Origin of the sequence: Paracoccus benzoatiresistens (assembly GCF_026913015.1) — a bacterium.
In the GTDB taxonomy this organism is placed as follows: domain Bacteria; phylum Pseudomonadota; class Alphaproteobacteria; order Rhodobacterales; family Rhodobacteraceae; genus Paracoccus; species Paracoccus benzoatiresistens.
Genome location: NZ_JAPTYD010000020.1, coordinates 1 through 25,772, shown reverse-complemented (window position 1 = coordinate 25,772; position 25,772 = coordinate 1). Strand labels below are relative to the sequence as shown.

Genomic DNA, 25,772 nt, shown 5'->3' with positions numbered 1-25,772 from the left:
CCTCGTTCGATGCCCATGCCGCGTCCTTGCCGGTGGCTACCATAACGTCTCGAGCTCCTCGGACGCATCGGCATGTTGGACACAGGCATGGTGCGGCGCCTGCCGGTCACTGAGGGGCTCGACCTTCCAGACCCTGCGGAAGCTCCACCTGCGCAACCGCATCGGTCCGGCAAGGTCCTGACTACCCCGCCAGCAGGGCGGCGTTGCCGCCGGCCGCCGTGGTGTCCACGCACAGATGACGTTCATGGGCGACATGGGCCAGGTCCGGCAGCCCCGTGACAAGCTGCACGATCTCGCCGTCGCGGGCGGCCAAGGCCTCGGCATAGGCGCGCCCCTTCGCCTCGTCGCCCCACCACAGCGCGGCGGCAAAGGCGGGCAGGCGGGTCAATGCCTCGGGCGGCAGGGGACCGTCAGCGGCCACGGCATCCGCGCCAAGGGCCGCCACCGCAGCAACCTGAGCGGCCACCGTGTCTGCACCGGGGCCAAGGCACAGGACCGGCGGGCGGGTATGGGCGGTCAGGCGGTTCAGTTCCCCGGTGGGGCCGGGCATCAGCCGCTCGTCGAGCTTGCGGGATTGGTGGGCGTCAAGTCGGGCACGGATGCGGCCTTCGTCGGCCTGGCCCTGCCAGTCGGTCCCGCGGGCTTCAGGCGCATCGGGCGCGAAGAAGCGCGGCACATAGCGCGGCCCCCCCGCCTTGGGGCCGGTGCCCGACAGCCCCTCGCCGCCAAAGGGCTGGCTGCCCACCACCGCGCCGATCTGGTTGCGGTTGACATAGATGTTGCCCACGTGGATGGCGTCGCTGATCTCTTGCACGCGGCTGTCGATGCGGGTGTGCAGTCCGAATGTCAGGCCAAAGCCGCGCGCGTTGATGTCGGCCACGACCTGGTCCAGCCGGTCGCCCCGGAAGGTCGCGACATGCAGGACCGGGCCGAAGATCTCGCGCTCCAGATCGGCGATGCCTTCCACGCGCAGCATGGTCGGGGGGATGAAGGTCCCCCGGGTGGGCACTTCCAGCTTGTGGATCACGCGGTTGCCGTTGGCGGCAATATAGCCCGCGATGTCGCCCTGCGCGCCCGTGTCGATCACCGGGCCGACATCGGTGGCCAGATCCCAGGGATCGCCCACCACCAGCTCGTCCATGGCGCCCCGGATCATGGGGATGACGTGGGGGGCGATGTCCTCCTGCACATACAGGCAGCGCAGGGCCGAGCAGCGCTGCCCGGCCGACCGGAAGGCGCCGTTCACGATGTCGCGGACCGCCTGTTCGGGCAGGGCGGTGGAATCCACGATCATGGCGTTCAGCCCGCCGGTTTCCGCGATCAGGGGCGTGCCGGGGGTCAGATTCGCGGCCATGGTCCGCGCGATGGTCTGGGCCGTCGCGGTCGAGCCGGTGAAGACCACGCCCTTCACGCGCGGATCCTGCGTCAGCGCCGTGCCCACCACGCTGCCGCGACCCGGCAGCAGTTGCAGTGCCGAAACCGGCACGCCGGCCTGGTGCAGCAGCCTGACCCCATGGGCCGCGATGATCGGGGTGGCCTCGGCAGGCTTGGCGATCACCGCATTGCCCGCCATCAGCGCCGCCGCGATCTGCCCGGTGAAGATCGCCAGTGGGAAATTCCAGGGGCTGATCGCGCCCACGATGCCGCGCGGGCCGCCGGGGTTCGCCTCGCCCTCGGACGCGTAATAGCGCAGGAAGTCCACCGCTTCGCGCAGTTCGGCCACCGCATCGGCCAGCGTCTTGCCGGCTTCCTTCGCAAGGATGCCGAAGATCGGGCCGAAGTTTTCCTCATACAGGTCGGCGGCGCGGCGCAGCACGGCGGCGCGTTCGGCGGCGGGGGCATCCCAGGGGCAGGCGTCGTCGATGGCCCGCGCGGCGGTGGCGGCATCGGCCATCATCACCGTGGCAAGCCTGTCGCCCGTGGCCGGGTTCACCACCTCCTGCACCTGCCCCGAGGGCTCGGACACCGTCAGCGGCACCACATCGGGCAGGGCCGCATCACGGGCGGCCATGATCCGGGCCAGCGTTTCCTCGTCCGACAGGTCGAAACCGGCCGAGTTCCTGCGCGCGGCGCCGTAAAGATCCGCAGGCGCCAGCAGCGAGGCCGGGGCCCTGGCCGTCGCCAGCGCGGCAAAGGGATCGCGCGCGACTTCCTCGGGCGTCACGGCCTCATCGACGATCTGGTTGACGAAGCTGCTGTTGGCGCCGTTCTCCAGCAGGCGCCGCACCAGATAGGCCAGCAGGTCGCGATGCGCGCCGACAGGGGCATAGATGCGGCAGCGGCCCTTCGTCTCGCGCAGCACGATGTCGTGCAGCCGCTCGCCCATGCCGTGCAGGCGCTGGAACTCGAAGCGGGTGTCGCCCGCCATCTCCAGGATCGCGGCCACGGTATGGGCGTTGTGGGTTGCGAACTGCGGATAGATGCGGTCGCCATAGCCGATCAGCTTGCGGGCATTGGCGATATAGCTCACATCCGTCGCGACCTTGCTGGTGAACAGCGGAAAGCCCGGATGGCCCTCGACCTGGGCGCGCTTCATCTCGCTGTCCCAATAGGCGCCCTTGACGAGGCGCACCATGATGCGCCGGTCCAGCCGCTGCGCCAGATCATGCAGCCATTCAATGGTCTGGCCCGCGCGCTTGCCGTAAGCCTGCACCACCACGCCGAAGCCGTCCCAGCCGGCCAGCGAGGGGTCCGACAGCACCGCCTCGATCACCTTGAGCGACAGGACCAGCCGGTCCTGTTCCTCGGCGTCGATGTTCATGCCCATGTTTGCGGCCCGGGCCTGCTGCGCCAGCCGCAGCACCACCGGCACCAGTTCGCGCATCACCCGGGCCTCCTGCGCCACCTCGTATCGCGGATGCAGCGCCGAGAGCTTGATCGAGATGCCGGGGTTCTGCTCCACCGAGCCCTTGTCGCAGGCCCTGGCGATGGCCGCGATCGCATCGGCATAGGCGCGGGCGTAGCGGGCGGCGTCCGCCCCGGTCATCGCCGCCTCGCCCAGCATGTCATAGCTATAGGTGAAGCCCTGCTTTTCGCGCGTCTTGGCGCGATCCAGGGCGTCGCCAATGGTCTGGCCCAGCACGAACTGTCGGCCCATCTCTTTCATCGCCCGGCCCACGGCGGTGCGGATCACGGGTTCCCCCAGACGGCGGACCATGCGGCGCAGCGTGCCCGCCTGATCGTCGTCCAGAACCTTGCCGGTCAGCATCAAGGCCCAGGTCGAGGCGTTGACCAGGCTGGACGACGCCTCGCCCAGGTGTTTGCCCCAGTCCGACGGGGCGATCTTGTCCTCGATCAGCGCATCGATGGTGATCTTGTCGGGCACGCGCAGCATCGCCTCGGCCAGGCACATCAGCGCCACGCCCTCGCGGGTGGACAGCCCGTATTCGGACAGGAAATGCTCCATCAGCGACGGGCGCGCCTCGGCCCGGATGCGGCGCACCAGATCGGCGGCGCGGGCGCTGATGGCGGCGCGTGCCTCGGGCGAGAGGGCGGCCGACGCTGCCAGGCGTTCCAGAAGCGGCCCTTCCTCCGCGAACTTGGCAGAGGTGGAAAAGACGCCGGGATTGAAGGGGGCCATGGCCTGTCTCCTTGACTCGATCCGGCAAGATTACCAAGGATCGGCTAGGCCGTGTGCCTGAAGATCGCGCCAGGCCTGGTCGGATCGAACATTAAGGGGGCTGTTTTCAGGATGACCGTCAAGCTGGACGCGCTGGACCGCAAGATCCTGGCCGAACTGACGCAGAACGCCCGCGTTCCCATTGCCGAACTGGCCCGCAAGGTGGGGCTGTCGAAGACCCCCGTTGCCCTGCGTATCAAGCATCTGGAGGAGATCGGCCTGATCACCGGCTATCGCGCGATCCTGTCGCCGCTGAAGCTGGGCCTGACCCATGTCACCTATGTCGAGGTCAGCATGAGCGACACCCGCGAGACCGCGCTGCAGCAGTTCAACGCCGCCGTCCGCGCCATCCCCGAGATCGAGGAATGCTACATGATCGCAGGCGGCTTCGACTACCTGGTCAAGGTCCGCTCGCGCGACATGGCCGATTTCCGGCGCATCATGGCCGAGAAGATCTCGGGCCTTCCCCATATCAGCAACACCTCCAGCTATGTCTCGATGGAGGCGGTGGTCGAGCAGACCTTTACCCTGGGCTGAGGGTGTCGATGATCCACGAGGCGATCATCAGGTCCATGTGCGCGCCGCCGCCGTTCTTGAAGACGGTGATCTCGTCATCCGACTGCCGGTGTCGCGCGCCAAGCTGCACCAGGTCGTAGAAATCGCCCATCACGCTTTCCGGCGTGATCGCGCCCGAAGCGAGCGGCATCAGCAGCTCGCCGATATGGGCAGCGGTGTCGCGGCTATCCACGAACAGGCTGGCGCGCGCCATCAGCGCGTCGTCGGCCTCGCGCATGTCGGCCTTGTAGGCGCCGATCAGATCGACATGGGTGCCGGGGCGGACCCACTCGCCCCGGATCACCGGCTGGCGCGCCATGGTCGCGGTCGAGACCATGTCGGCCTGGCCCACGGCAGTCCCAAGATCGGGCACCGCCGCCAGGTCGGCATCAATACCGCTCAGTTCCGCCACCAGCGCCTGCGCCTGTTCGGGGCGGCGCGCCCAGACCGAGACGCGCTCGATCCCCGGCAGGACGGCCGTGTAGGCGCGCACCAGGCTGGCCGCAACGGTGCCCGCGCCGACGACCAGCAGATGCCGGCTGTCGGGCCTTGCCAGCAGGCTTGTGCCCAGCACCGAATCCGCGGCCGTCTTCCATTCGGTCACCAGCCTGCTTTCGACGATCGCCCGCAGATGCCCGTCATCCTTGTCGAAGACCAGCATCGCCCCCTGCACCGTCGGAAGGCCCCGCGCCGCATTGCCGTCAAAGACCGTGAAGGGCTTGGCCCCATAGCCCAGGCTCTCGATAAAGGCCGACCGGGTCATCATCGTCCCCGTGGCGGGGCCAAGGAAGCTGTCGGCGATCTCGGCCCTGGGCAACCGGTGCCCGGTTTCCAGCGCCCGGACGGCATCGCGCCAGTCCAGATGGCCTGCGGCATCCTCGTAGCGGATGAAAGGGGTCATGGGCGGCATGGTGGTCCTTCAGCGGGGTTCAAGGCTGGCCCGAGCGATAGCATCTGGCCGCCGGCCGTCCAGTCCATTCGCAAGGCCAGCCCCCTTCCGCCGCGCCTGGCAGCGCTGCCCACAGACCTCCCGGCGAAACGCGGCTTGCACTGGCCTACTCGGCAGCCCGTGCAAGCCCCGCGTCAAGAAGGTCCGTCACGACGCGGCGCAGGACGGGGGGCGGAAAGGGTTTCTGGATCAGCGGCACGTCGTCAAAGCCTTGCGGCAGGTGGTCACGGCCATAGCCCGACACGAAGCAGAACGGCGTCCGTGAACGTCGCAAGGCTTCCGCGACCGGATCCACCGGCTGGCCCTTCAGGTTTCCGTCCAGCAGCGCCGCGTCAAAGCTGCGCTCGTTCAGGGCGGAAAGCGCGGCATCGACGGTGCGGGCCACCTGGACGGGCCCTGCCCCCGCGCCTTCCAGTTCGGTCCGGATGTCCATGGCGACCAGGGGCTCGTCCTCGACCACAAGAATTCTGCGGCCGTTCAGGACGACGCCCTTGTCAGGCGGCTGGCCGGCCGGGATGTCGGCGGCGGCGGAAGGCGCCGCCAGCGCCGTGACGCCTTCGGAAAGCCTGAGGGTCCAGACGACGCCGGCGGGGTGCCATTCGACCGAAACGGCGCCCTCCTCGCCCCCCGCTACGGCGGCGATCAGATCCGACCCGAAACCCCGGTCCGAAGGGGGGCTGACGGGGGGGCCGCCGGATTCCCGCCAGGTCAGGCTGATGCCGCGGTTCCTGGCCACCCAGTCAAGATGCACGATGCCCTGCGGCACGGACATGGCGCCGTACTTGACCGCATTCGTCGCCAGTTCGTGCAGCGCAAGCGCCATGCGCAGCATGGTGTCGGGGGCCAGTTCCACGGCGGGACCCCGACGCCGCAGGCGGTCGCTGTCCAGGGTGCCGAGGCGGATCTGGTCGTCGATCAGCTGATCCAGCGGTGCGCTGGACCAGGTTGAATCCGACAGGATCGAATGGGCGCGCGACAGGGCCTGCAGGCGGCCGTTGAAGCTTTGCTCGAAATCGCCAAGGCTGCCCGACCGCCGAAGGCCCTGCCGGGCGATCGCCTGGACATTGGCAAGGGTGTTCTTGATGCGGTGGTTCAACTCTCCGATCAGCAACGAGCGGACCTCCTCGGCCCGCTTGCGCTCGGTGATGTCGAGGATCTGCAGCGACAGCGTCCGTCGCCCGGCTTCCGTCAGGATCGAGCCGTAAACCTCGCAGGGGATCGCGCCCCGGCTGGCGTGGCCAAGCTGCGTTTCGGCGGAATGGCGCGGCGCGGCACCGTCATGGGGACCAAGCCAGCCGCGCAGGGTCGCAGCGCCCGCCCGATCCAGCCAGCCGCTGTCTTCGGCGGACCGTCCCAGCAGGTCGGCGGTGGCATGGCCGAACATCCGTTCGGCACCCTTGGACCAGTCGCAAATGGTCAGGTCCTGGTCCAGCGTCACGAAGGCCAGGGGCGAATTGTCGGTATGGGCGCGCAGCTGGGCGGCGGCGCGGTCGCGGTCGCGGGCGATCTGCTGCATCTCGTCGCGCTGGCGCAGCAGATCCCTGGCCTGGCAGCCGATGCGGAAGAACACCTCGGCCTTGGATTTCAGCACCACCGGGTCGATGGGCTTGAAGATGTAATCGACCGCGCCGGCCTCGTAGCCGCGGAAGCGGCGCGTTTCGTCGCGCTCGGCGGCGGTGACGAAGATGATCGGGACCCCGCGCGTGCGCTCCGTGGACCGCATCAGTTCGGCCAGTTCATAGCCGTCGGTGCCGGGCATGTGGACATCCAGAAGCGCCAGTGCATAGTCGTGGACCAGCATCAGTTCCAGCGCGTCAGAGGCGGAATGGGCGTGATCGACCGCCAGCCCGTCGCGGCGCAGCAGCGCATCCAGCGCGAGCAGGTTTTCCGGAATGTCGTCGACGATCAGGAACCGGATGGGCCTATTGGGCATGGACAGCCTCGGGGTTCGGGATGCGCCGCCAGATCCGGACGGGTTCGTCGAAGGGGGCGAAGCAGCCGGCATGGGGCGAAAAGCGCAGCGTCTCGTGCGAGCCCAGCCCCAGGAAGCCGCCCCGCGTCAGCGCCTCGGCGAACAGGCCCAGGGCACGGTCCTGCAGCGTGCTGTCGAAATAGATCAGCACGTTGCGGCACGAGATCAGATGCACCTCGGAAAACACCTGGTCGGTAGCCAGGTTGTGTTCGGTGAAGACGGTGCGGTCGCGCAGGCCGCGGTCGAAGGCGACGCGGCCATAGGCGGCGGTGTAATGATCGGCCAGCGTGCCCGTGCCGCCCGCCTTCTGGTAGTTCTGCGAGAATGCGGGCAGCCGGTCGATGGCATAGACGCCCGCCTCGGCGCGGGCCAGCGCGCGGCGGTTGATCTCGGTCGCGTAGAAGATGGTGCGGTCGAACAGCCCCTCCTCGCGGAACAGGATCGCCAGGGAATACAGTTCCTCGCCGTCGGCGCATCCCGCCACCCAGACCTTGAGCGAGGGGAAGGTCCGCAGATGCGGGATCACCTCGCGGCGCAGGGCCAGGTAATAGCCTGGATCGCGGAACAGTTCGCTGACCTGGACCGTCATCGCGTCGATCACGTCGGGCAGGATCGTGGCGTCGCGCAGAAGCCGCCCCTGCAGGTCCGACAGCGTGGCGCAGCCCAGGCGTTCGCGGGCCAGGTCCGCGCGCCGGATCAGGGATGCGCGGGAATAGGACCGGAAATCATAATGCCAGCGGCGGTGCAGGGCTTCCAGGAACAGGTCAAGCTCGACGGCCTCGGCGGAACCGGCGGGAACGGGCGCGACACTCATCGCGGCATCCAGACGCGCGTCAGCGACAACAGCTTGTCCACGTCCAGGGGCTTGGACAGGTAGTCGTTGGCCCCGGCCTCGATGCAGCGGTTCTGGTCCTCGGCCATGGCCTTGGCGGTCAGCATGATGATCGGCAGGGTCTTCCAGCGGTCGATCTTGCGGATCTCGCGCGTGGCGGTCAGGCCGTCCATTTCCGGCATCATCACGTCCATCAGCACCAGATCGACCCTGGGGGCCGCGCCGTCATTGATCCGGCCAAGCGCCTCCAGCGCCTCGCGGCCGTTCCGGGCGATCTGGACCGTGGCGCCGTGCGGTTCGAACACGCCGGTCAGGGCATAGACGTTGCGGATGTCATCCTCGACCACCAGGATCCGGCGGCCTTCCAGCAGGGCGTCCCGGTTCAGCGAGGCCGCCAGCATCTCGCGCTGCTTCTCGGGCAGATCCGAGACCACCTGATGCAGGAACAGCGTCACCTCGTTGATGAGCCGTTCGGGCGATTTCGCGCCCTTGATGATGATCGACTTGGAGTAACGGCGCAGGCGCTGTTCCTCGGCCTCGTCCAGGGCGCGGGCGGTATAGACGATGACCGGCGGGAACGACGCCGTGCCGTCGGCGTCCAGCCGTTCCAGCAGGTCGAAGCCCGAGGCGTCGGGCAGCGTCATGTCCAGGACGATGCAGTCCACGGTCTGGCTGCGGCAGATGTCAAAGGCCTCGGCGGCAGTGCCCGCGCCCACGGTCTCGACCTCGTCGCTGGCCAGCAGGGCGCGCAGGCCCTCCATCTGGGCGGGATCGTCCTCGACGATCAGCACGCGGCGCAGGCGGCTTGCCAGCCGGCGTTCCAGGCTGCGGATGGCCGTTTCCAACTGGTCGCGCGCGACGGGCTTCAGCATGTAGCCGACAGCCCCCTGGGCCAGCGCCTCGCGCGTATAGTCCTCGGCCGAGATGACATGGACGGGGATGTGGCGGGTGGCGGTGTCGCGCTTCAGCCGATCCAGCGCGGACAGGCCCGAATGGTCGGGCAGGCGGATGTCCAACGCGATGGCCTGCGGCATGAAGCGCCGCGCCGCGCGCACCGCATCGTCCGCCCGGTCCACGCAGACGCAGCGGAAGCCAAGCTCGTGCGCCAGCTCATAAAGGACGCGCGCAAAGGCCGGATCGTCCTCGACCACCAGCATGACCCGGTCGCCGGGCTGCACAATGTCGCGGTCGTCGGACAGGCCAGGCAAGGCCGCCAGCGGCGCCGGCGTGTCTTCGGCAGGCGCGGCCTGATCCGGCGCGGGAAGCGGCGCGGGGGCGGCCCCCTGCCCTTCGGGCGCTTCGGGCAGGGTCAGCGTGAAAGTGCTGCCGCGTCCCTTGGCGCTCTCCAGCGTGATGCGCCCGCCCAGGAGGTCGGCCAGCTGGCGAGAGATCGACAGCCCCAGGCCCGTGCCCCCGAACTTGCGCGAGATGGTGCCGTCGGCCTGCCGGAAGGCCTCGAACACCGCCTGCTGCTGGTCGGCGTCGATGCCGATGCCCGTGTCGGCGACGGAAAAGGCGACGCCTGTGCCCGCAGGCGCGACCCGCAGCGTGACCCGGCCGCGGTCCGTGAACTTCAGCGCGTTCGACAGGAAGTTGCGGAGCACCTGCTCCAGGCGCCCCGGATCGGTCTGGATCTGCGGCGTGTCAGGGGCGACCTCGAGCGACAGCTGCAGGCCCTTGACGCGGGCCTGGTCCTGGAAGGCGCGCCCCAGCTTGGCCGCGATGGCCTGCGGGTCGACGGCTTCGCGCGCGAGATCCATCTTGCCGGATTCGATCTTGGACAGATCCAGGATGTCGTTGATCAAGGCCAGCAGATCCTTGCCGGAACTTTCGATCGTCTCGGCCCAGCGGATCTGTTCGTCCGACAGGTTCCTGCCCCGGTTTTCCGCCAGCAGCCGCGACATGATCAGAAGCGCGTTCAGCGGCGTGCGGAGTTCGTGGGACATGTTGGCCACGAATTCGGACTTGTAGCGGCTTTCGCGCGCCAGCTCGACAGTCTTGGCCTCCAGCTGCCGGCGTGACCGGGCCAGGGCGTCGCGCTGGTCCTCGAGTTCTTGCGTCTGGCTTTCAAGCTGGCTGTTCTGCTGTTCCAGTTCCGCCTGCTGCTGTTCCAGCCGCCGCTGGCTGTCCTGAAGGGCGCGGCTTTGCTCCTCCAGCTCCTCGTTGCTGGCGGACAGCTCCTCGGCATGGCTGCGCAGTTCCTCGGCCTGGTGGCGGGTTTCCTCCAGCAATTCCTGCAGGCGCTGCCGGTATTCCGCGGATCGCAGTGCCAGGCCAAGCCGTTCGGACAGGCGGTCGAACAGTTCAACCACCCGGCGCGGGGGCGGGGCGTCGAAGCCGAACTCCAGGATGCCGTCGGACCGCCTGTCGTCGCCCAGGGGCACGATCAATGCATGCGCCGCCCGCCCGCGCGCCAGCCCCGATCCCCAGCCAAGCGCCTGGTCGGGGGCCAGCGTCAACTGCACGGCCTGCCCCTCGGCCAGGCAGCGGGCCAGATGGCCGTCGGCCACCCCGTCTCGCTCCGCAAGCGCCGCCTGATCGACGCCCCAGGCCGCCAGCTTGCGAAGTCCGCCGCCACCGGCCGACCAGACGAGCGCCGCGCGCGCATTGACGCGCCCCGCCAGCACCGACAGGATCCGTTCGCCCAGCTGTTCCGCCGTGGGATCGCCCGGCACCGTCCGGGACAGCAGGGCCTCGCCCTCGCGCAGCCAGGCCTCGCGGGCCAGCACCTTGCGATTGCGGATCAGCACCCTGCCCGTGAAGCCCAGGACAAGATAGACGATCGCGGCCATCGTGCGGTTCGTCGCGGCCACGTGCGGAGCGACGCCGCCATTGTTCAGACCCAGCCAGAACCCGGCCAGCATCGCCAGGCAGCCGATGGCTGCGGTAGCAACCGGGGCCCAAGGCAGGGTCGTCGCGAAGCTGAGCGCAAGGGGAAGGATGTAGAGCAGCCAGACCGCCGTTCCCAGGGGAACATAAAGGTCGACAATGAACACGCAACACATCACAACGGCGATCGTGGCCAGGATCGCCAGGTCCTTCGTCTTTGACACGTTCTCTCCTTGCAACGCCATCTGGGCCGTCTGGCCGCACACGGCCAGCGCCGAACGCCCGCCGCATGGATGGGGTTCCCTGCCGGTTTCACAAAATTGCCAAGCATTTACAAGGCAGGTCAAGGGCCATGGTCAGCGCGGCACTGTCGCCGGCCCGTTGTGCCTGCCAGCACCAAGGAAGCTGGACACGAGAGCGGGCGGGACCCCGCGGTTGTCACCCACGACGGCCCCGGCTGACGGCGCCGACGATGCCACGTTCCGCCGGGGGTGTCGGGCGCAGCGCGCCAGGTCAGTAGATCGGCGGCGCGACGATCCAGATGACGACGGCCGGCTCGTCGCCATCGTTGCGCCAGGCATAGTCCTTTTCGGCGAATTGGAAGCTGTCGCCCCGCGCAAGCGCCAGCTCCGTGCCATCGACGATCAGCACCAGGGTGCCGGACAGCAATACCCCGCCGTCCTCCTTCGGGCGTGCCCTGCGCAGGCCGCCGCTGGACGCGCGGGGCGCGAAGACCGAGCGGATCATCTCGAAGGAGCCGCCGAGCGTGGGCGACAGCAGTTCCTCGACCAGTCCGCTCTCGTCGGAGCCGATCGAGGTCCGGTCGGCGGCGCGCAGGACCAGGCCGCGTTCCTCGGGCGCGCGGCTGGACGAGCGGAAGAAGAAGCTGATGTTCACCCCAAGTTGGCCCGCGATCTGGCCAAGATCCTGGACCGATGGGGTGGTCTGCCCGCGCTCGATCTGGCTGAGCCAGCCGACCGACCGCCCGACCGCCGATGCAAGCGCCTGGATGGTCATGCCCCTGGACTTGCGCAGCGCCCGGATGTCATCGCCGATGTGATGGGTCATTTCCAACTCTGAGAGGCTTGGGGCGAAGTTATCCTCGCCGGGCACAGCAGCACAACCGGGGTTCAGCCAAGAATTTGTTTCTGCCCACGTTTCCATGTGAGTGAAAATATCTGTTGATATTTCATTCATGGCGTCGCTTTCTTTGCCTGTGGACTGCGGATCAGACCGTCGCACCCATTCACTCCCCCTCGACTTCACAGCGGACCCTTACCCATGCCAGACGTTCCCTCCCGCGCCCGCGTCGTCATCATCGGCGGCGGCATCTCCGGCTGCTCGGTCGCCTATCACCTGGCGAAGCTGGGCTGGACGGACATCCTGCTGCTGGAACGCAAGCAGCTGACCTCGGGGACCACCTGGCACGCGGCGGGGCTGATCGGCCAACTCAGGGCCAGCCAGAACATGACGCGACTGGCCAAGTATTCCGCCGATCTTTACGCCCGGCTGGAGGGCGAGACGGGCCTAGCCACGGGCCTCAGGCAATGCGGCTCCATCACCGTGGCCCTGACCGGGGAACGGCACGAGGAGATCCTGCGCCAGGCGGCACTGGCCCGCGCCTTCGGTGTCGATGTGAACGAACTCTCGCCGCGCGAGGTGGCGGGGATGTATCCGCATCTGGAAACCCGCGACGTCGTGGGGGGCGTCCATCTGCCGCTGGATGGCCAGGCCGATCCGGGCAACATCGCGCTTGCGCTTGCCAAGGGCGCGCGGATGGCCGGTGCGCGGATCATCGAGGGGGTCAAGGTCACGCGCGTCACCACGGCAGGTGGCCGGGTCACTGGCGTCGACTGGGAGGCAGGCGGCGACCGGGGCCATGTCGCCACGGATCATGTGGTGAACTGCGGCGGCATGTGGGGCCGGGATCTGGCGGCGCAGAACGACGTCACCCTGCCGCTGCATGCCTGCGAGCATTTCTATATCGTCACCGAGAACATCCCCGACCTGGCGCAACTGCCGGTGCTGCGGGTGCCCGACGAATGCGCCTATTACAAGGAGGACGCGGGCAAGATCCTGCTCGGCGCCTTCGAGCCCAAGGCCAAGCCCTGGGGCATGGGGGGCATCCCCGAGGACTTCTGCTTCGACCAGCTGCCCGAGGACTTCGACCATTTCGAGCCGATCCTGGCGAGTGCCGTGGCCCGGATGCCGCTGCTGGCCAGCGCGGGCATCCACACCTTCTTCAACGGCCCCGAAAGCTTCACCCCCGACGACCGCTATTACCTGGGCGAGGCGCCGAACCTGCACGGCTACTGGGTCGCCGCGGGCTACAACTCCATCGGCATCGTTTCCTCGGGCGGGGCGGGCATGGCCCTGGCGCAATGGATGAACGACGGCGAGCCGCCCTTCGACCTGTGGGAGGTGGATATCCGCCGCGCGCAGCCCTTCCAGCGCAATCGCCGCTATCTGCGCGAGCGCGTCACCGAAACGCTGGGCCTGCTTTACGCCGACCACTTCCCCTATCGCCAGATGGCCACCGCGCGCGGCATCCGCCGCTCGCCCTTGCACGAACACCTGAAGGCGCGCGGGGCGGTCTTTGGCGAGGTGGCAGGATGGGAGCGCGCCAACTGGTTCGCGACCGAGGGCCAGGCGCGCGAGTACGAGTACAGCTGGAAGCGCCAGAACTGGTTTGACAACCAGCGGGCCGAGCACATGGCCCTGCGCGAGGGGGTGGGCCTTCTCGACATGACCTCCTTCGGCAAGATCCGGGTCGAGGGGCGCGACGCCCTGCCCTTCCTGCAGAACCTCTGCGCCAACGACGTGGACGTGCCTGCCGGCCGCATCGTCTATACCCAGATGCTGAATGCGCGCGGGGGCATCGAATGCGACCTGACGGTGACGCGGCTGACGGAAACCGCCTTCCTGCTGGTCGTGCCCGGCGCCACCCTGCAGCGCGACCTGGTCTGGCTGCGCAAGCATGTGGCCGAGGCTTTTGTCATCATCACCGACATCACCGCCGCCGAGGCCGTGATCCCCGTCATGGGTCCCCGCTCGCGGGAACTGCTGTCGCTGGTCTCACCCGACGACCTGTCGAACGAGGTCCATCCTTTCGGTGTCGCGCGCGACATCGAGATCGGCATGACCCTCGCCCGTGCGCATCGCGTCAGCTATGTCGGCGAACTGGGATGGGAGCTTTATGTTCCGACCGACCAGGCGGCCCATGTGTTCGAGGCCTTGGCCGAGGCCGGCGAGCAGGTCGGCCTGAAGCTCTGCGGGCTGCACGCGATGGATTCGTGCCGCATCGAGAAGGCTTATCGCCACTTCGGCCACGATATCACCGACGAGGACCACGTGCTGGAAGCGGGCCTCGGCTTTGCCGTCAGGACCGGCAAGGGCGAATTCATCGGCCGCGACGCGGTGTTGCGCAAGCGCGAGGCCGGGCTGTCGCGGCGCATGGTGCAGTTCCGCCTGACCGATCCCGAACCGCTGCTGTTCCACAACGAGCCGATCCTGCGCGACGGGCGGATCGTGGGCCAGCTGACCTCGGGCAATTACGGCCATGCGCTCGGGGGGGCCATCGGCTTGGGCTATGTTCCCTGCCGCCCCGACGAGACCGGGGCCGAGATGCTTGCCTCGGCCTATTCCATCGACGTCGCGGGCCGCATCGTGACGGCCGAGGCAAGCCTGACGCCCATGCATGACCCCAGGTCCGAGCGGATGCGCGGGGTGCCGGGAACCGCCGGAAGCCCGCCTATGGCAGCCGCAGGCGATGCCGCGTGACCAGGACCGCCAAGGCATCCTGAACTTCGCGCGCGCGCCGTGCCTCGTCCCAGTCCAGCGCCTGCGCGCAGACTGATGCGATGGTTTCCAGGTCGCGCCGCGACAGATGGCCGGTGATTGCCAGCGCCGTCCGGCGCATGATCAGGTCGGTCAGGTGGCGGACGGCCTCGTGGCGGGTCAGCCAGTCAAGTTCCGCCAGCGAATAATCGGCGTCCCGCAGCATCACAGGGGCCGCGCCCTCGGCGGCAAGGATGGCCGCTGCCGTGGTGCCATAGCGTGACAGCAGGGCCGCGGCGCGTTCGGGCGCGGCGCCGGTGTCGCGGGCGGCCTGCCGCGCCCAGGCCTGCGGATCGGACGGATAATCCCGCCCGCCGCCGATCGGGGCCAGCTTCGTGTCCCGCCGGCGCGCCCTGCCCAGACGGGCCAGGACCACGTCGGCCACCTCCTCGGCAAAGCCGCGGAAGGTGGTCCACTTGCCCCCCACCAGCGAGATGATGGGCCAGCGCCGCGTGCTGTCCGGTTCAGCCACGGGCGCGGAATGGTCGCGGCTGATCAGGCCGGGATTGGACGCGTCCGAGGCCGGCAGCGGACGGATGCCGGAATAGGCATAGACGATCTGGTCGCGGTCGAAGGACAGGCCCGGAAGCAATCCGCGCAGGGCGCCAAGGAAATAATCGATCTCGGCATCGTCGCAGGACACGTTGTCGGGATCGTCGTCGCGGGTGTCGGTCGATCCGACCAGGGCCCGGCCCAGGTAGTCATAGACCAGGCAGATGCGGCCGTCGTCGGCCTCGAAATAGATCATCCGGCCCTTCAGCGCCGCGATCAGTTCGGGATGATCCAGCAGGATATGCGAGCCCTTGGTGCCGCCGATCAGACGGGAGGGCGCGCCAAGCGCCTTGTTCACGCGGTCGATCCAGGGCCCGGCGGCGTTGGCCACCAACCGGGGCCGCAGGTGCTGCATCCCCTCGGGGGTCTCCAGCTGCACCGTCTCGCCATCGGTCGATTGCAGCGTGGCATAGTTCCAGGCGCGCGAGGCCGGACTGGCGCGCATCCCCTCGGCCAGCAGTTCCCAGACCAGCCGCTCGGGCAGGGTTACGGCTGCGTCATAATACTCTCCCGCCGCGACAACGCGAGGGGTCAGGGGCGGGATTTCCCGCAACGCGCGCTTCTTCGACCAAAGCTGATGGCGCGGCATGACGCGGTGGCGGCGGCCATAGAAGTCATACATCGCAAGGCCGGTCTTCATCAGGGCCGCGCCCCGGCTGCGGGGGGCCGTGGTGGACCCCAGCAGCGTGCGCAGCGCCGCAGGCACCCCCTTCAGCCAGGAAAAGATCGGGATCACCGTGGGCAGCGGACGCACCAGGTGCGGCGCGTTCTTCAGCAGCAGGTTCCGTTCCAGCGTGGATTGCGCAACCAGCCGGAACTCGCCCGTTTCCAGGTATTTGATGCCGCCGTGGATCAGCCGCGAGGGTGCGGCCGATGTGCCGCCGCCGAAATCGCCCTTGTCGGCGACCACGCAGGTCAGCCCCTGTTCGCACAGGTCGCGGAACAGGCCCGCGCCATTGATGCCTGCGCCAAGGATCAGCACGTCGATGTCTTGAATGTCTGTCATGTCGTCAGGTTCCCAATGCCTCGATCCGCGGCCAGAGCGGGGACAGGGCGTCAACAAGGTCGGTAAAAACGGCATAGCGGCGCGCCAGGTCGGCGGACCGCTGCGGATCGGGCTGGTAGGTGGTGGTCAGCGCGGCCATGTCCCGCGGGTCGTGGCGGGGGCTGTCGAAAAGCCCGATCCCGGACCCCGCGCAAAGCGCCGCGCCCCAGGCCGCGGCCTCCTCAGTGTCGGAGGTCGCGACGGGCATGGCCAGGGCATCGGCGAACAGCTGGGCAAAGACCGGGCTGCGGGAAATCCCGCCCGTCAGCCGCGCGGCCTCGGGCGCAAAGCCGTCGCGCAGCGCATCGACGTGATGGCGGTGGTTGAAGGCGATCCCCTCGATCACCGCGCGCAGCATCTGGCCCCGGTCGTGCCAGCCGTGCAGCCCCAGGAAGCCGGCGCTGGCATGGGGCCCATGCGGCGATCCGAACAGGAACGGGTGGAAGATCACGGTCGAGGGGCGGGCCATCGCGGCCTCGATTTCCGGAATGACGGTGTCATGGAAGGCGCGGCCTTCGGCCTCGGCCGCCGCGCGGTCATTGCCGCAAAGCGTGTCCAGGAACCAGTCGTAGTTCGCAGCCGACGCGGGCGAAATCGACATGGCGTTCCATTCGCCGGGGCGCAGCCCGTTGCGGCAGAACCAGCGCGGATCGGTGCGGGGTTCAAGGGACACGGTTTCGTTGATCGAATAGGTTCCGGCCACGATCGCGACGGTGCCTTCGCCATAGCCGCCTGCGCCCAGGGCGGATGCGGTGACATCGTGCAGCCCGGCAACGACCGGGGTGCCGGGAAGAAGCCCCGTCGCCGCGGCGGCGCTTGCGCTGATCTCGCCGATCACCTGGTCAGGCAGCGCGATGGAGGGCAGCGCGTCCGACAGCGCCTCGAGCCCGAAGATCGCCAAGGCCTCGGCAGAAAACCGCTGCGTGCGGACGTCGGTAAAGGCGGTGCTGGCCTCGGTCAGGTCGGTGCCGACATGGCCGGTCAGGCAGAAGGTCAGCCAGTCCTTGCAGGCCAGGACATGGCCGATCCGTCCAAATCGCTCGGGCTGGTTGTCCCTGATCCAGGCCAGGATCGCCGAAGGGGCCGAGGCATGGGGCACCTGCCCGGTCCGGGCCAGCGCGGCATCGCTGGTGCCGTCGCGCTCCCAGCGGTCGGCCATGTCGCCCGCGCGGCTGTCCAGCGACAGGATGCCCGGCCCAAGGGGGCGCGCGCCCCGGTCCAGCAGGTAAAGCCCGTCGCCATGCGCCGTGGCCGCGACGGCGGCGATCTCGGCCGCGGGCCGCCCGCAGGCCGACACGGCCTCGGCGATGGCGGCGGCGGTCTGGGTCCACAGCGCGTCCATGTCGCGTTCGACATGGCGGGCCTGCGGCATGGATTGCGCAACGCGGCGCCGGGCGGTCGCCAGCACGCGCCCCGCTTCGTCGAAGATCACCGCCTTTGTGACGGTCAGCCCGTTGTCGATCCCCAGCAAAAGCGGCATCTCAGCTGTCCCTGCCCTTGGCCATGGTTGAAGGTTCCGTCCCCGGGTCGTGCCCAGACCTTGGTCGATACACGATAAGGTCACGCTTGAAAAACCCCCCACGACGGTCGCGTTGAGCGACTCGGGCGCGGGGCGTATGATTGGCGGGCCACGACGACCACCCTTGAGGGAGGATGCGATGTCCAGGATGTCCACTTCGCTGGCATTCATGGCCCTGCTGCTTCCGACCATCGCCGCGCCCGAGGATGCGGGCGTCAGGCATGTCGAGGCTGCCGGAGCCCGGTTTCCCTATGTCGAATCCGGCCGGGGCGATACGGCCCTGTTCGTCCACGGCGCCTTCGCCGACCATCGTGCCTGGGAGGCGATGCGCGAGAAGGTGGCCGAGGACTTTCGCTTCATCGCCTATACGCAGCGCGGCTTCGGCACCGGCACATGGCCGGACCAGCCGGCATTCGCCCGGGATGTCCATGAGGCGGATCTTGCGGCGCTGCTCGATGCCTGGGCCGAGCCGATGCATCTGGTCGGCTGGTCCTACAGCGGTCCCATCGTCCTGCAGGCCGCGCTGGACCGGCCCGATCTGGTCCGCCGCATCGTGATCTTCGAGCCGACGCTGGAAACGGTGCTGGAAGGCATGCCGGAACACGAGAAGGCCCTGAAGGCCTGGGGCCAAGGATGGGGCCCGGCGGTGGCGGCCTCTCAGGCGGGCGACGACCGGAAGGCCGTCACGCTTGCCATCGAATATGTCTTCGGCCTGCCGCCGGGCGGGTTCGACACGCTTCCCGAACCGGCCCGCGCGATCTTCTTCGACAATGCCCCCACCGTTCCAAAGCTGTTCGGTGCGCCCGCGGCGACGCCCATGACCTGCGACGATCTTGGCCGGATCCAGGCTCCGGTCCTGATCCTGTGGGGGACGGAAACGCTGCCCTTCTTCCAGGCCGCGGCAACGGAGGTGGCCGCCTGCCTGCCGAATGCAAAGCTGGAGGAAATACCGGGCGCCGGGCATGGGGCGCCGCTGCAGAACCGCGATGAGTTCCTGGGGAAGACCCTGTCCTTTCTTCGCGAAGCCGACGGGTCCTGATCCATCGGCAAGGGCCTTGACGCGGCACGGCGTCAGGCCAGCGCGAAGATCCGCGTCGCGGTCGCGCGGCCCCGGACCTTGGCCTCGCCCAGGGGGCGCAACCCGGCCCCGGGGCCGAGCACGGCTGCGGTCGCCTCTCCGGCGATCAGGGGAACGCCCCATTCCTTTGTCATCCCCTCCAGCCGCGCGGCCAGGTTCACCGCGTCGCCAATGGCCGAATAGTCGAAGCGGGCGCCCGATCCCATGTTGCCGACGATGCAGGCGCCGGTGTTGATGCCGATTCCGATGGCCAGCGGCGCCATGCCTTCGCGCGCGAATTCCGCATTCAGCGCGGCAACCGCCGCGATCATGCGCCGCCCTGCCGCGATGGCGCGGGCGGCATGGTCGGGCACCTCCAGCGGCGCGTTCCAGAACGCCATGAGACAGTCGCCGATGTACTTGTCGATGGTCCCGTTCTCGTCCAGGACGGCCTGGGACAAGGGCTCCATCAGCCGGTGAAGGATGGTGGTCAGCCGCTCGGGCTCGGCCTGCAGATGCTCGGCCAGGGTGGTGAAGCCGCGGATGTCGCAGAACAGCACGGTGATCTCGCGGCTTTCGCCGCCAAGCCGCAACGCGCCCGGATCGGCGGCCAGGCGTTCCACCAGCGCGGGCGCAAGGTAATGGGAAAAGGCCCGGGTCAGCCCGGCGCGGAGCCGCCGCTCGGTGGCGAAGTCGCGCAGGGTCTGGCCCACCGTCGTGACGGCAAAGGCCGCCATCGGCGCAAGCGGCGGCAGCCACAGTCGCCCAAGGCGCAGCGCCAGCCAGCAGGCCAGCGGCAGGACGGCAAGGCCAAGGACCAGCGACAGGATCAGCCGCGTCCGCCCGCCGCGCCACATTAGCAGGGCCGCCAGCGCGCTGGTCGCGCAGATCGCGGCGATGCGCGCCAAGGCCGAGGCGGGCCGGATCCAGTCCCCGGCCAGCAGGTTCGCGGCCACCGTGGCGTGGATTTCCACCCCTGCCACCAGCGCGCCCGACCGCACCGTCGCGGGCGTCGCGAAGGCGTCAGGGCCGCCCTGATCGGCGCTTGGCGCCGCCTGAAGGCTGAGGCCCACGATCACGTCGCGCCCGGCAAGAAAGCCCGGCGGCAGGAATGTCGGCGGGTCCAGCGCCTGGTAATAGGACACCGTCGGGACGCTGCGCGCCGGGCCGTAGAACTGCAACAGCGCCCCCGGCGGGGCGACCGGTGCAGCAGGCCCGTGCCGCGCCAGCAACACGCGGGCCAAGGTATCGGGGCGCTCGGGCAGGCGGCGGGCCGTCCCGTCGCGGTCGAGCGGAATGGTGGACAGCCCCGCGACCGCGCCTGCCTCCAGCAGCAACGGCAGCGGATCGGTGCGCAGCAGCTGCACCGCCTGCGGCGTCTCCAGGACGCGTTCGTCGGCGGCCAGGACGGTGTCCGCGCGCATGGCATCGGCCAAGGCAGCGTCGGGGCCGGGCTGCGAGGGTTCGGCAAAGACCATGTCCAGCGCGATGGACCGTGCCCCGGCGTCGCGCAGGGCCATGACCAGCCGGGCATGGGTGTCGCGCGGCCATGGCCATTGCTGGCCCAGTTCGGCGAAGGACGGCTCGTCGATGGCGACGACCAGGGGCGTGTCCTCCGGCATGGAGGGCGGGGCGATCATCGACAGGTGGTCGAAGACCCGCGCTTCCAGAAGTTGCCAGGCCGGCCATTGCGCAAGCCCCGTGGCGGTCATTGCCGCCACGACTGCCAGCGCGGCAAGCCCGGCCTGCCGCCGGCGCGGGGTTGAAGGCCCTTCTTGCAGCACGCTCCACCAGGGACGGGACGGGGTGGTCATGCGGCGTCAGAAGCGGATCTTCAGCGAGGCCTCGACCGTGCGGCCCCAGCCTTCGATCTGCGGTGCGACCTCAAAGCGTTCGTCCAGCAGGTTCCAGGCATTCAGTTCTGCCACGAAACGCTGGTCCGGGGATTCCCAGATCGCCGCAAGATCAAGCGTCCAGATGCCGTCCAGGCGCTGGCCGGCCTCGTCCCCGGTCCGGGGTCCGATCCAGCTGGCCAGAAGACTCGCGCGGATATTCGCCGGATGCACCCAGGTCACGCCCAGCCTGGCGGCGCTGTCGGGAACGAACGGCAGGCCGTCGCCATAGCCGGGGCTGGCGGGATCGCGGTTTTCGCTGTCGCTGCGGGCCAGGGTCGCGAAGACCCCGAAGCCCTGGGGCAGCTTCCAGTTCACTGTGGCCGCAACCCGGTCCAGCCGACCTTCGGCCAGGTCGATCCAGTCAAGCCCGGTCGGATCGGGGATCGAGATGTCCGTGAACCGCTGGCGCTGCACGTCCACCACCGTGAACAGCCGGTCGCTCCATTCCGCGTCCCAGCGGAGGATCGCGGTTTCCGCTCTGCCGCCCGGGTCCAATGCCATGCGGCTTGCCTGCAGCGCGACGACGCCGATGGGGGACAGCGTGGTGTCGCCGGTCCCGGCGGTATCGGCGATCCAGGCCGCGCGCAGCCAGTGCCGGTCCACGGGGCGCCACGACAGGCCGATCCGAGGATCGACCCGCGACAGGTCCAGATCGCCCGTGAAGCGCGTGGCCAGCGCGCCCGCCTCGACCCGAAGCGCGGGGTCGATGTCCCAGATCAGGTCGGCCCAGGCACGGGCCACGTCGAAGTCCAGTTGCCATGCTTCGCGGGCGACATCCGGGACCGGTCCCAGGAAGGTGATGCTTTCCTGCGCCCGCGATGCGGTGACGCGGCCGGTCTCGATGCCGGTCCGCAGCACCCAGGGGCCACGGCCATAGCGCCAGCCAAGCGCCGCCATGCGCGTGTCCTGCGCGACGTCGGCCGCAAGGTTGCGGAGACCAAGCACGTCTCCGTCCCGCAGCGAGACGATCACGCCCGTCTCGTCTGTCTGCTGGCTGGCCTCGGTGCCGAACACCGCCACCTCGACCACGTTGTGCCAGGCGAAGCTGTGGCTGAAGCCAAGGCCCGCGCGGTCCAGGCGCGTGTCGCGGCTGCGCTGATAGGCGATGGCATCGAAGGGCAGCAGCGGCTGGTCCAGCAGGATCACCCCCTGGCCGATCTCGGACCGCTCGCGCGCGGACTGGGCATAGACCACAAGGTGGTCGTCCGGCGTGATGCTGGCCGTGGCATAGGCTAGGCCCGAACTTGCGCGTTCATCCAGGTCGAACTGGGACAGCGGGATCGCCGATCCGGGCTCGCGCCAGCGGCGCGTGTCGACCAGCCCGCCGTCCTCCCACAGCAGATAGCCGCTGACCGGCACCGGACTGTTGCCGAAGCCCTGCAATTCGATGCTGCGGCTGCCGCGCCCGCCGTCCTCGGTCTCGACCGTTCCCCCGCCCAGGGTTGCTTCCACAAAGGGGCGGCGCAGCACGTCGTTGCCGCGGCTGCGCCCTGTCAGGATCTCGGGCGACAGCAGCAGCCCCTGGAACAGCGCCGAAAATCCGCCAGGATCCGGCGTCGGATCGATGAAATCACTGCCATAGCGGAGGTTTGCAGCGACGGGAAAGGCGCTGCCCGCAACGGCCTGGTCAACCAGGCTGGCGCCATCGAAGGGGTTGAAGACCGCATCCCCATAGGACCGGCCCCAGGCATCCAGGCCCTGCAAGCGGAAGGCCTGGTTCAGCAGCGAGCCCTCGGTGCGGTTCGCCTCGGCGCCCGCGAAATCCCCGCCCCGCTCTCGTGCGCGGCGCATGGCGGACTGGGCGGCGGCAATGGCGCGGTCGGCCTCGTATTCGTCGATCGCGAAAGAGGCGACCGCCTGCGCCGTGACCGGGTCGTTGGGGTCAAGCCGTTCGGCATTTTCCAGCGCCTGCTCGGCCGGTTCGCGCTCGCCCGCTGCGATATGGGCGGCGGCCAGCAGCAGCAGGCCCTGCGAATAGGCGGGATTGGCGGTCGAACCCGCCAGCAGGTCCTCCTGCGCCGCCGCAATGTCACCGCGTTGCAGGTGCCAGCGGCCCCGGGCGAACAGCGCCACGTCAAAGGCCGGATCCAGCGCCAGCGCGCGGTCGATCAGCGGCTTGGCGCGGTCCGGCCGGTCCTGGTCCAGATACAGGAAGGCCAGGTTCGCATAGGCCACCGGATCCATCGGCTGCAGGGCAATGGCGCGGCGGAAGGCCGCCTCGGCCTCTCGGTTGGCGCCCCGTGTGGCCTGAACCAGACCGATCTGGTTCCACAGCGACGAAACGCCGGGCGCGGCGGCGGTGGCCCGCTGCAGATCGGCCAGCGCCTCGGCATAGCGGCCCTCGAAATGCGTGCGGTAGACGGCGCGCGCCTCCAGCGCGTTCGGATCGTCTGGGTCGATGGCCAGCGCGCGCGCGATCGCCGCCTGCGCCTGCGCGCGGTCGTCCATCAGCATGGCAAGCTGGGCGCGGGCGGCGGGCAGGCCCGCCTGATCGGGAAATCGCGCCTCGGCTGCCGCCAGGTCGGCCAGCGCGGCCGGGATGTCCAGCAGCACCGCCTGCGCATAGGCGCGGGCCAGCGCGCCTGCCGGGGTATCGGATGCAGCAGGCGGGGCCTCGACATGATCCGGGTCGGCCAACGCGCGGGAGAAATAGCCCGCGTTCTCGGCCACGGCCCTGCGGTCGGCGTCCAGATGTGGCGCGGCCTGCCGGAACAAACGCTGCGCATCGCCATAGCGGCGTTCGTTCGCGGCGATCAACCCCTCGACCAGGTCAAGCCGCGCGGCAAGGCCGGGCGTCAAGGCCTGGGTCCGGGCGCGCGCCACGGCCGCGCGCGCCGCGTCGCTGCCCTCCAGGGCAAAGGCCACCTCGGCGGCGGTCACAAGATCCGCCAGGCCCTGGGCGGCAGGGGCCACGGCCGCAAGCCGTGCGCGTTCGGCGCGCAGCCGGGCATGGGGCAGCGGCGTCGGCGCCAGCGCGGAAAAGGCCGAGCGCAGCGACAGATAGGTCAGCATCTGTTCGCGGTCCGAAGGGTCGGTGACGACGATCTTCGTGGGTGCCTCGCCGATGCGCGCCGCGGCGCCCTCGCCCTGCCGGACGGTGACGGCGCCTTGCGCGTTGGCAAGCGTGACGATGCCCTCCAAGACGGTCAGCGCGGTGCGGTCGCCCTCGACGGTCAGGGCAAAGTCGGTGCCCCGGATCGCCGCGGCAGCAGCGGGCGTTTCCACGGTCAGCCCCAGGCCGCCGCGCATGGCCCGCCCCCACAGGGTGCCGCGCTGCAACTCGAAGACGCTGTCGGCGGCGGGGCCGATCTTCTTGACAACCATGGTGGTGTTGCGCGCCAGCCGCATCTGCGTGCGGTCCGCGAAAAGAACGGCAAGATTGCCGGTGGCATTGGTGCGCAGCACGTCACCCGCCAGCAGATCCTGGGCCAGTTCGACGGCGTTCCAGCCGGCCAGGTCGATGAACTGCACCTCTTCGCCCGACTTTCGCGCAATGACCGATCCCGCCGGGGCCGCGCTTCGGGGTACCGGTTCCGCAAGGACTGGACCAGCCAGCAGGCACAGAACGACCGCCTGCCAGAGAAAGCGCAAACGCATGACCCGGAACCTGGAACAGAAGAACCTGATCCCCCTGTTATCCGGCCGGAAAAGTCATGCGTCAAGCGCGCCGTGGGGTTCGGATTCAGTTGCCGCCCCACGGGGCGGCATGGTAACCCGGCAAGGACATGTGACGCTTCAGCAGGTATGCCGGTGAAATCCGAACCCATGCCCGATGCCCCGGGACCGGACGCGCCAGGACCCGAGATCCTGCCCGAGCCCTCGACCGGTACCGACCCCTATTGGGAGCATCTGAAGAAGGTCAACGACGTCTTCTACGACCAGATCAAGACCGCCGACCAGAAGGCCGCCTATCTGTTCACCTTCATGGTGGCCTTCCTGCTGGCCTCGGCCGAGGGTCGGGACATCTTCTCGCTTGCCACCTATCGCGACGCTGCCCCCGCGCATGCGGTGATCACGGGCATCATGGCGCTGGCGGTGCTTCTGACGCTGTTCTCGGCCCTGGGCGTGGTGATGCCGCGCAAGCTTGCCAAGGGAACCTCGCTGTTCTGGGGCGCCTGGCCCGAGGGAGGCCGCCGCCTGCTGTCCGCCCGCCAGCATGGAGACAGGGCCTTCCTGTTCGACGAATATGCCCGCAATGTCGAAAACCTGGCCACCCTTGCCCGGCGCAAGTTCCGCCTGGTAGGCCTGGCGTTTCGCGGGTTGATGGTCTGGCTGGCCTGCTATGTGCTGCTGCTGGCGGTCAGTCCGCCGGCCTAAGGCCGCGGGAGTCACCCCGGACCGTGTAGCGGATGCGCGCCAGAAGGGCGTTCACGCCAATTTTGCGGGCAAAGTGAACAAGATCGCGTTTCGCAGGCTCAAGGACAGCAGGCGCATCGCGACACGGCATGACCGCTGCCCGGCACCCTTCCTGCCCGCCGGCGCACTCGCCGCGACAGTCCTGTTCCGGCGCCGCAACTCAGGGGTCGGAAGCTGCAAGCAGAAGCGGCCAAGAACTTATATGAGCCGTCCAAGTCATCTGACATAATGGTATAAGAACACGGTTGGCAGAAATCCTGAAGGTAGCCTGCAGTTGATTGAGTACTTCTGTAAGAAGGAGATCCTATCGTGAGACCTCTTGCCGTCACCCTTGCAATGTGCTGCGTCCTTGGCTTGTCTGCTTGCGAGAATACAAACCCCACCACATACCCGATCTCGGGCGAACCCTGTTCACCGACTGATCCGGTCAAGGAAATGGATGCCCGGGACTGCGTTCTGACGAGCTCGTAGGCTCCACAAGGCGGCGCGTGCCTCACAGGCCAAAGGGATAGGTCTCGTCTTCGCCGGCCTGCAGCGGGCCGGGGACCGGCACGACTGCCCGGGTTTCGTCGAACCAGACGAAGGCGTCATACTGATCCGGCAGGGAGGCGTAGGAATAGTGGCTCCAGCGTTCGGTGTCGGGTCGGTAGATCACGCCGATATAGCGCTGAAGGCGCAGGGTCGACAGCGCGCGGTGGACGGCGGGGTCAAGCTGACGACCCATCGGAAGCAGAAAGCGCGGCAGGCCGACTTCA

The 25,772-nt window shown here is 68.8% G+C and carries 15 protein-coding genes and 1 pseudogene; 5 read left to right on the top strand and 11 right to left on the bottom strand.

Annotated elements, in window-relative coordinates; genetic code table 11:
- Positions 1–181: 181 nt before the first annotated feature.
- A complete protein-coding gene (putA, locus tag OU682_RS13545; RefSeq protein ID WP_268942684.1) occupies positions 182–3,580 on the bottom strand; it encodes a bifunctional proline dehydrogenase/L-glutamate gamma-semialdehyde dehydrogenase PutA in 3,399 nt (1,132 codons plus the stop codon).
- Between the two features lie 111 nt (positions 3,581–3,691).
- On the opposite strand from putA, the gene OU682_RS13540 reads away from it, so the two are divergent.
- Positions 3,692–4,156, top strand: coding sequence for an Lrp/AsnC family transcriptional regulator (locus OU682_RS13540; protein ID WP_268942683.1), 465 nt, complete (start codon positions 3,692–3,694; stop codon positions 4,154–4,156).
- Here the strand turns inward: OU682_RS13540 and OU682_RS13535 are convergent.
- The 5 genes from OU682_RS13535 to OU682_RS13515 form a co-directional block, all read right to left on the bottom strand.
- Positions 4,143–5,075 carry an ornithine cyclodeaminase family protein gene (locus OU682_RS13535; RefSeq protein WP_268942682.1) on the bottom strand — a complete coding sequence of 311 codons (933 nt, stop codon included), beginning with the start codon at positions 5,073–5,075 and terminating at the stop codon, positions 4,143–4,145. The two genes, OU682_RS13540 and OU682_RS13535, sit on opposite strands and share 14 nt — an antisense overlap.
- Positions 5,076–5,229: 154 nt before the next feature.
- Positions 5,230–7,056, bottom strand: a complete 1,827-nt coding sequence (locus tag OU682_RS13530; RefSeq protein ID WP_268942680.1) for a response regulator — start codon at positions 7,054–7,056, stop codon at positions 5,230–5,232.
- Positions 7,046–7,909 carry a CheR family methyltransferase gene (locus OU682_RS13525; protein ID WP_268942678.1) on the bottom strand — a complete coding sequence of 288 codons (864 nt, stop codon included), beginning with the start codon at positions 7,907–7,909 and terminating at the stop codon, positions 7,046–7,048. Before OU682_RS13525 ends, OU682_RS13530 begins: the two co-directional genes overlap by 11 nt.
- Complete coding sequence (locus OU682_RS13520; protein ID WP_268942677.1) at positions 7,906–10,980, bottom strand: response regulator; 3,075 nt, start codon at positions 10,978–10,980, stop codon at positions 7,906–7,908. The genes OU682_RS13525 and OU682_RS13520 overlap by 4 nt, the downstream gene beginning before the upstream one ends.
- A gap of 289 nt (positions 10,981–11,269) precedes the next feature.
- Positions 11,270–11,824: a helix-turn-helix domain-containing protein gene (locus tag OU682_RS13515; protein WP_268942675.1), complete on the bottom strand. Its 555-nt coding sequence runs from the start codon at positions 11,822–11,824 to the stop codon at positions 11,270–11,272.
- A 213-nt stretch (positions 11,825–12,037) separates the two neighbouring features.
- On the opposite strand from OU682_RS13515, the gene OU682_RS13510 reads away from it, so the two are divergent.
- Entirely contained in the window at positions 12,038–14,536 is a 2,499-nt protein-coding gene (locus OU682_RS13510; protein ID WP_268942673.1) for a GcvT family protein, read from the top strand.
- On the opposite strand, the gene OU682_RS13505 is transcribed toward OU682_RS13510, so the two are convergent.
- Positions 14,508–16,151, bottom strand: a complete 1,644-nt coding sequence (locus tag OU682_RS13505; protein ID WP_268942671.1) for a glycerol-3-phosphate dehydrogenase/oxidase — start codon at positions 16,149–16,151, stop codon at positions 14,508–14,510. The genes OU682_RS13510 and OU682_RS13505 overlap by 29 nt on opposite strands.
- A 4-nt stretch (positions 16,152–16,155) precedes the next feature.
- On the bottom strand, positions 16,156–17,670 hold the full coding sequence (locus tag OU682_RS13500) for an FGGY-family carbohydrate kinase (protein WP_268942670.1): 1,515 nt from the start codon (positions 17,668–17,670) through the stop codon (positions 16,156–16,158).
- A gap of 178 nt (positions 17,671–17,848) precedes the next feature.
- On the opposite strand from OU682_RS13500, the gene OU682_RS13495 reads away from it, so the two are divergent.
- Positions 17,849–18,748: an alpha/beta fold hydrolase gene (locus OU682_RS13495; RefSeq protein WP_268942669.1), complete on the top strand. Its 900-nt coding sequence runs from the start codon at positions 17,849–17,851 to the stop codon at positions 18,746–18,748.
- Positions 18,749–18,780: 32 nt separating this feature from the next.
- On the opposite strand, the gene OU682_RS13490 is transcribed toward OU682_RS13495, so the two are convergent.
- Together OU682_RS13490 and OU682_RS13485 are read right to left on the bottom strand one after the other, a co-directional pair.
- A complete protein-coding gene (locus OU682_RS13490; RefSeq protein WP_268942668.1) occupies positions 18,781–20,580 on the bottom strand; it encodes a CHASE2 domain-containing protein in 1,800 nt (599 codons plus the stop codon).
- A 6-nt stretch (positions 20,581–20,586) separates the two neighbouring features.
- On the bottom strand, positions 20,587–24,258 hold the full coding sequence (locus OU682_RS13485; protein ID WP_268942667.1) for a FecR domain-containing protein: 3,672 nt from the start codon (positions 24,256–24,258) through the stop codon (positions 20,587–20,589).
- Between the two features lie 153 nt (positions 24,259–24,411).
- Here OU682_RS13485 and OU682_RS13480 point away from each other — a divergent pair, with 153 nt between their 5' ends.
- Complete coding sequence (locus OU682_RS13480) at positions 24,412–24,978, top strand: Pycsar system effector family protein (RefSeq protein ID WP_268942666.1); 567 nt, start codon at positions 24,412–24,414, stop codon at positions 24,976–24,978.
- A gap of 79 nt (positions 24,979–25,057) precedes the next feature.
- Positions 25,058–25,165 (top strand): annotated as a pseudogene (locus tag OU682_RS13475) (IS5/IS1182 family transposase); the annotation flags it as partial.
- 345 nt (positions 25,166–25,510) lie between these two features.
- On the opposite strand, the gene OU682_RS13470 reads toward OU682_RS13475, so the two are convergent.
- Positions 25,511–25,772 (bottom strand): erythromycin esterase family protein (locus OU682_RS13470; RefSeq protein WP_268942665.1); only part of this gene is annotated, 262 nt, incomplete at its 5' end.

Bases quoted from the DNA above. Each gene is read 5' to 3' on its own strand.
- OU682_RS13510 (WP_268942673.1), top strand. From the start codon at position 12,038: ATGCCAGACGTTCCCTCCCGCGCCCGCGTCGTCATCATCGGCGGCGGC.
- OU682_RS13540 (WP_268942683.1), top strand. From the start codon at position 3,692: ATGACCGTCAAGCTGGACGCGCTGGACCGCAAGATCCTGGCCGAACTG.
- OU682_RS13485 (WP_268942667.1), bottom strand. From the start codon at position 24,258: ATGCGTTTGCGCTTTCTCTGGCAGGCGGTCGTTCTGTGCCTGCTGGCT.
- OU682_RS13495 (WP_268942669.1), top strand. From the start codon at position 17,849: ATGTCCAGGATGTCCACTTCGCTGGCATTCATGGCCCTGCTGCTTCCG.
- OU682_RS13490 (WP_268942668.1), bottom strand. From the start codon at position 20,580: ATGACCACCCCGTCCCGTCCCTGGTGGAGCGTGCTGCAAGAAGGGCCT.
- OU682_RS13500 (WP_268942670.1), bottom strand. From the start codon at position 17,670: ATGCCGCTTTTGCTGGGGATCGACAACGGGCTGACCGTCACAAAGGCG.
- putA (WP_268942684.1), bottom strand. From the start codon at position 3,580: ATGGCCCCCTTCAATCCCGGCGTCTTTTCCACCTCTGCCAAGTTCGCG.
- OU682_RS13525 (WP_268942678.1), bottom strand. From the start codon at position 7,909: ATGAGTGTCGCGCCCGTTCCCGCCGGTTCCGCCGAGGCCGTCGAGCTT.
- OU682_RS13530 (WP_268942680.1), bottom strand. From the start codon at position 7,056: ATGCCCAATAGGCCCATCCGGTTCCTGATCGTCGACGACATTCCGGAA.
- OU682_RS13515 (WP_268942675.1), bottom strand. From the start codon at position 11,824: ATGACCCATCACATCGGCGATGACATCCGGGCGCTGCGCAAGTCCAGG.
- OU682_RS13505 (WP_268942671.1), bottom strand. From the start codon at position 16,151: ATGACAGACATTCAAGACATCGACGTGCTGATCCTTGGCGCAGGCATC.
- OU682_RS13535 (WP_268942682.1), bottom strand. From the start codon at position 5,075: ATGACCCCTTTCATCCGCTACGAGGATGCCGCAGGCCATCTGGACTGG.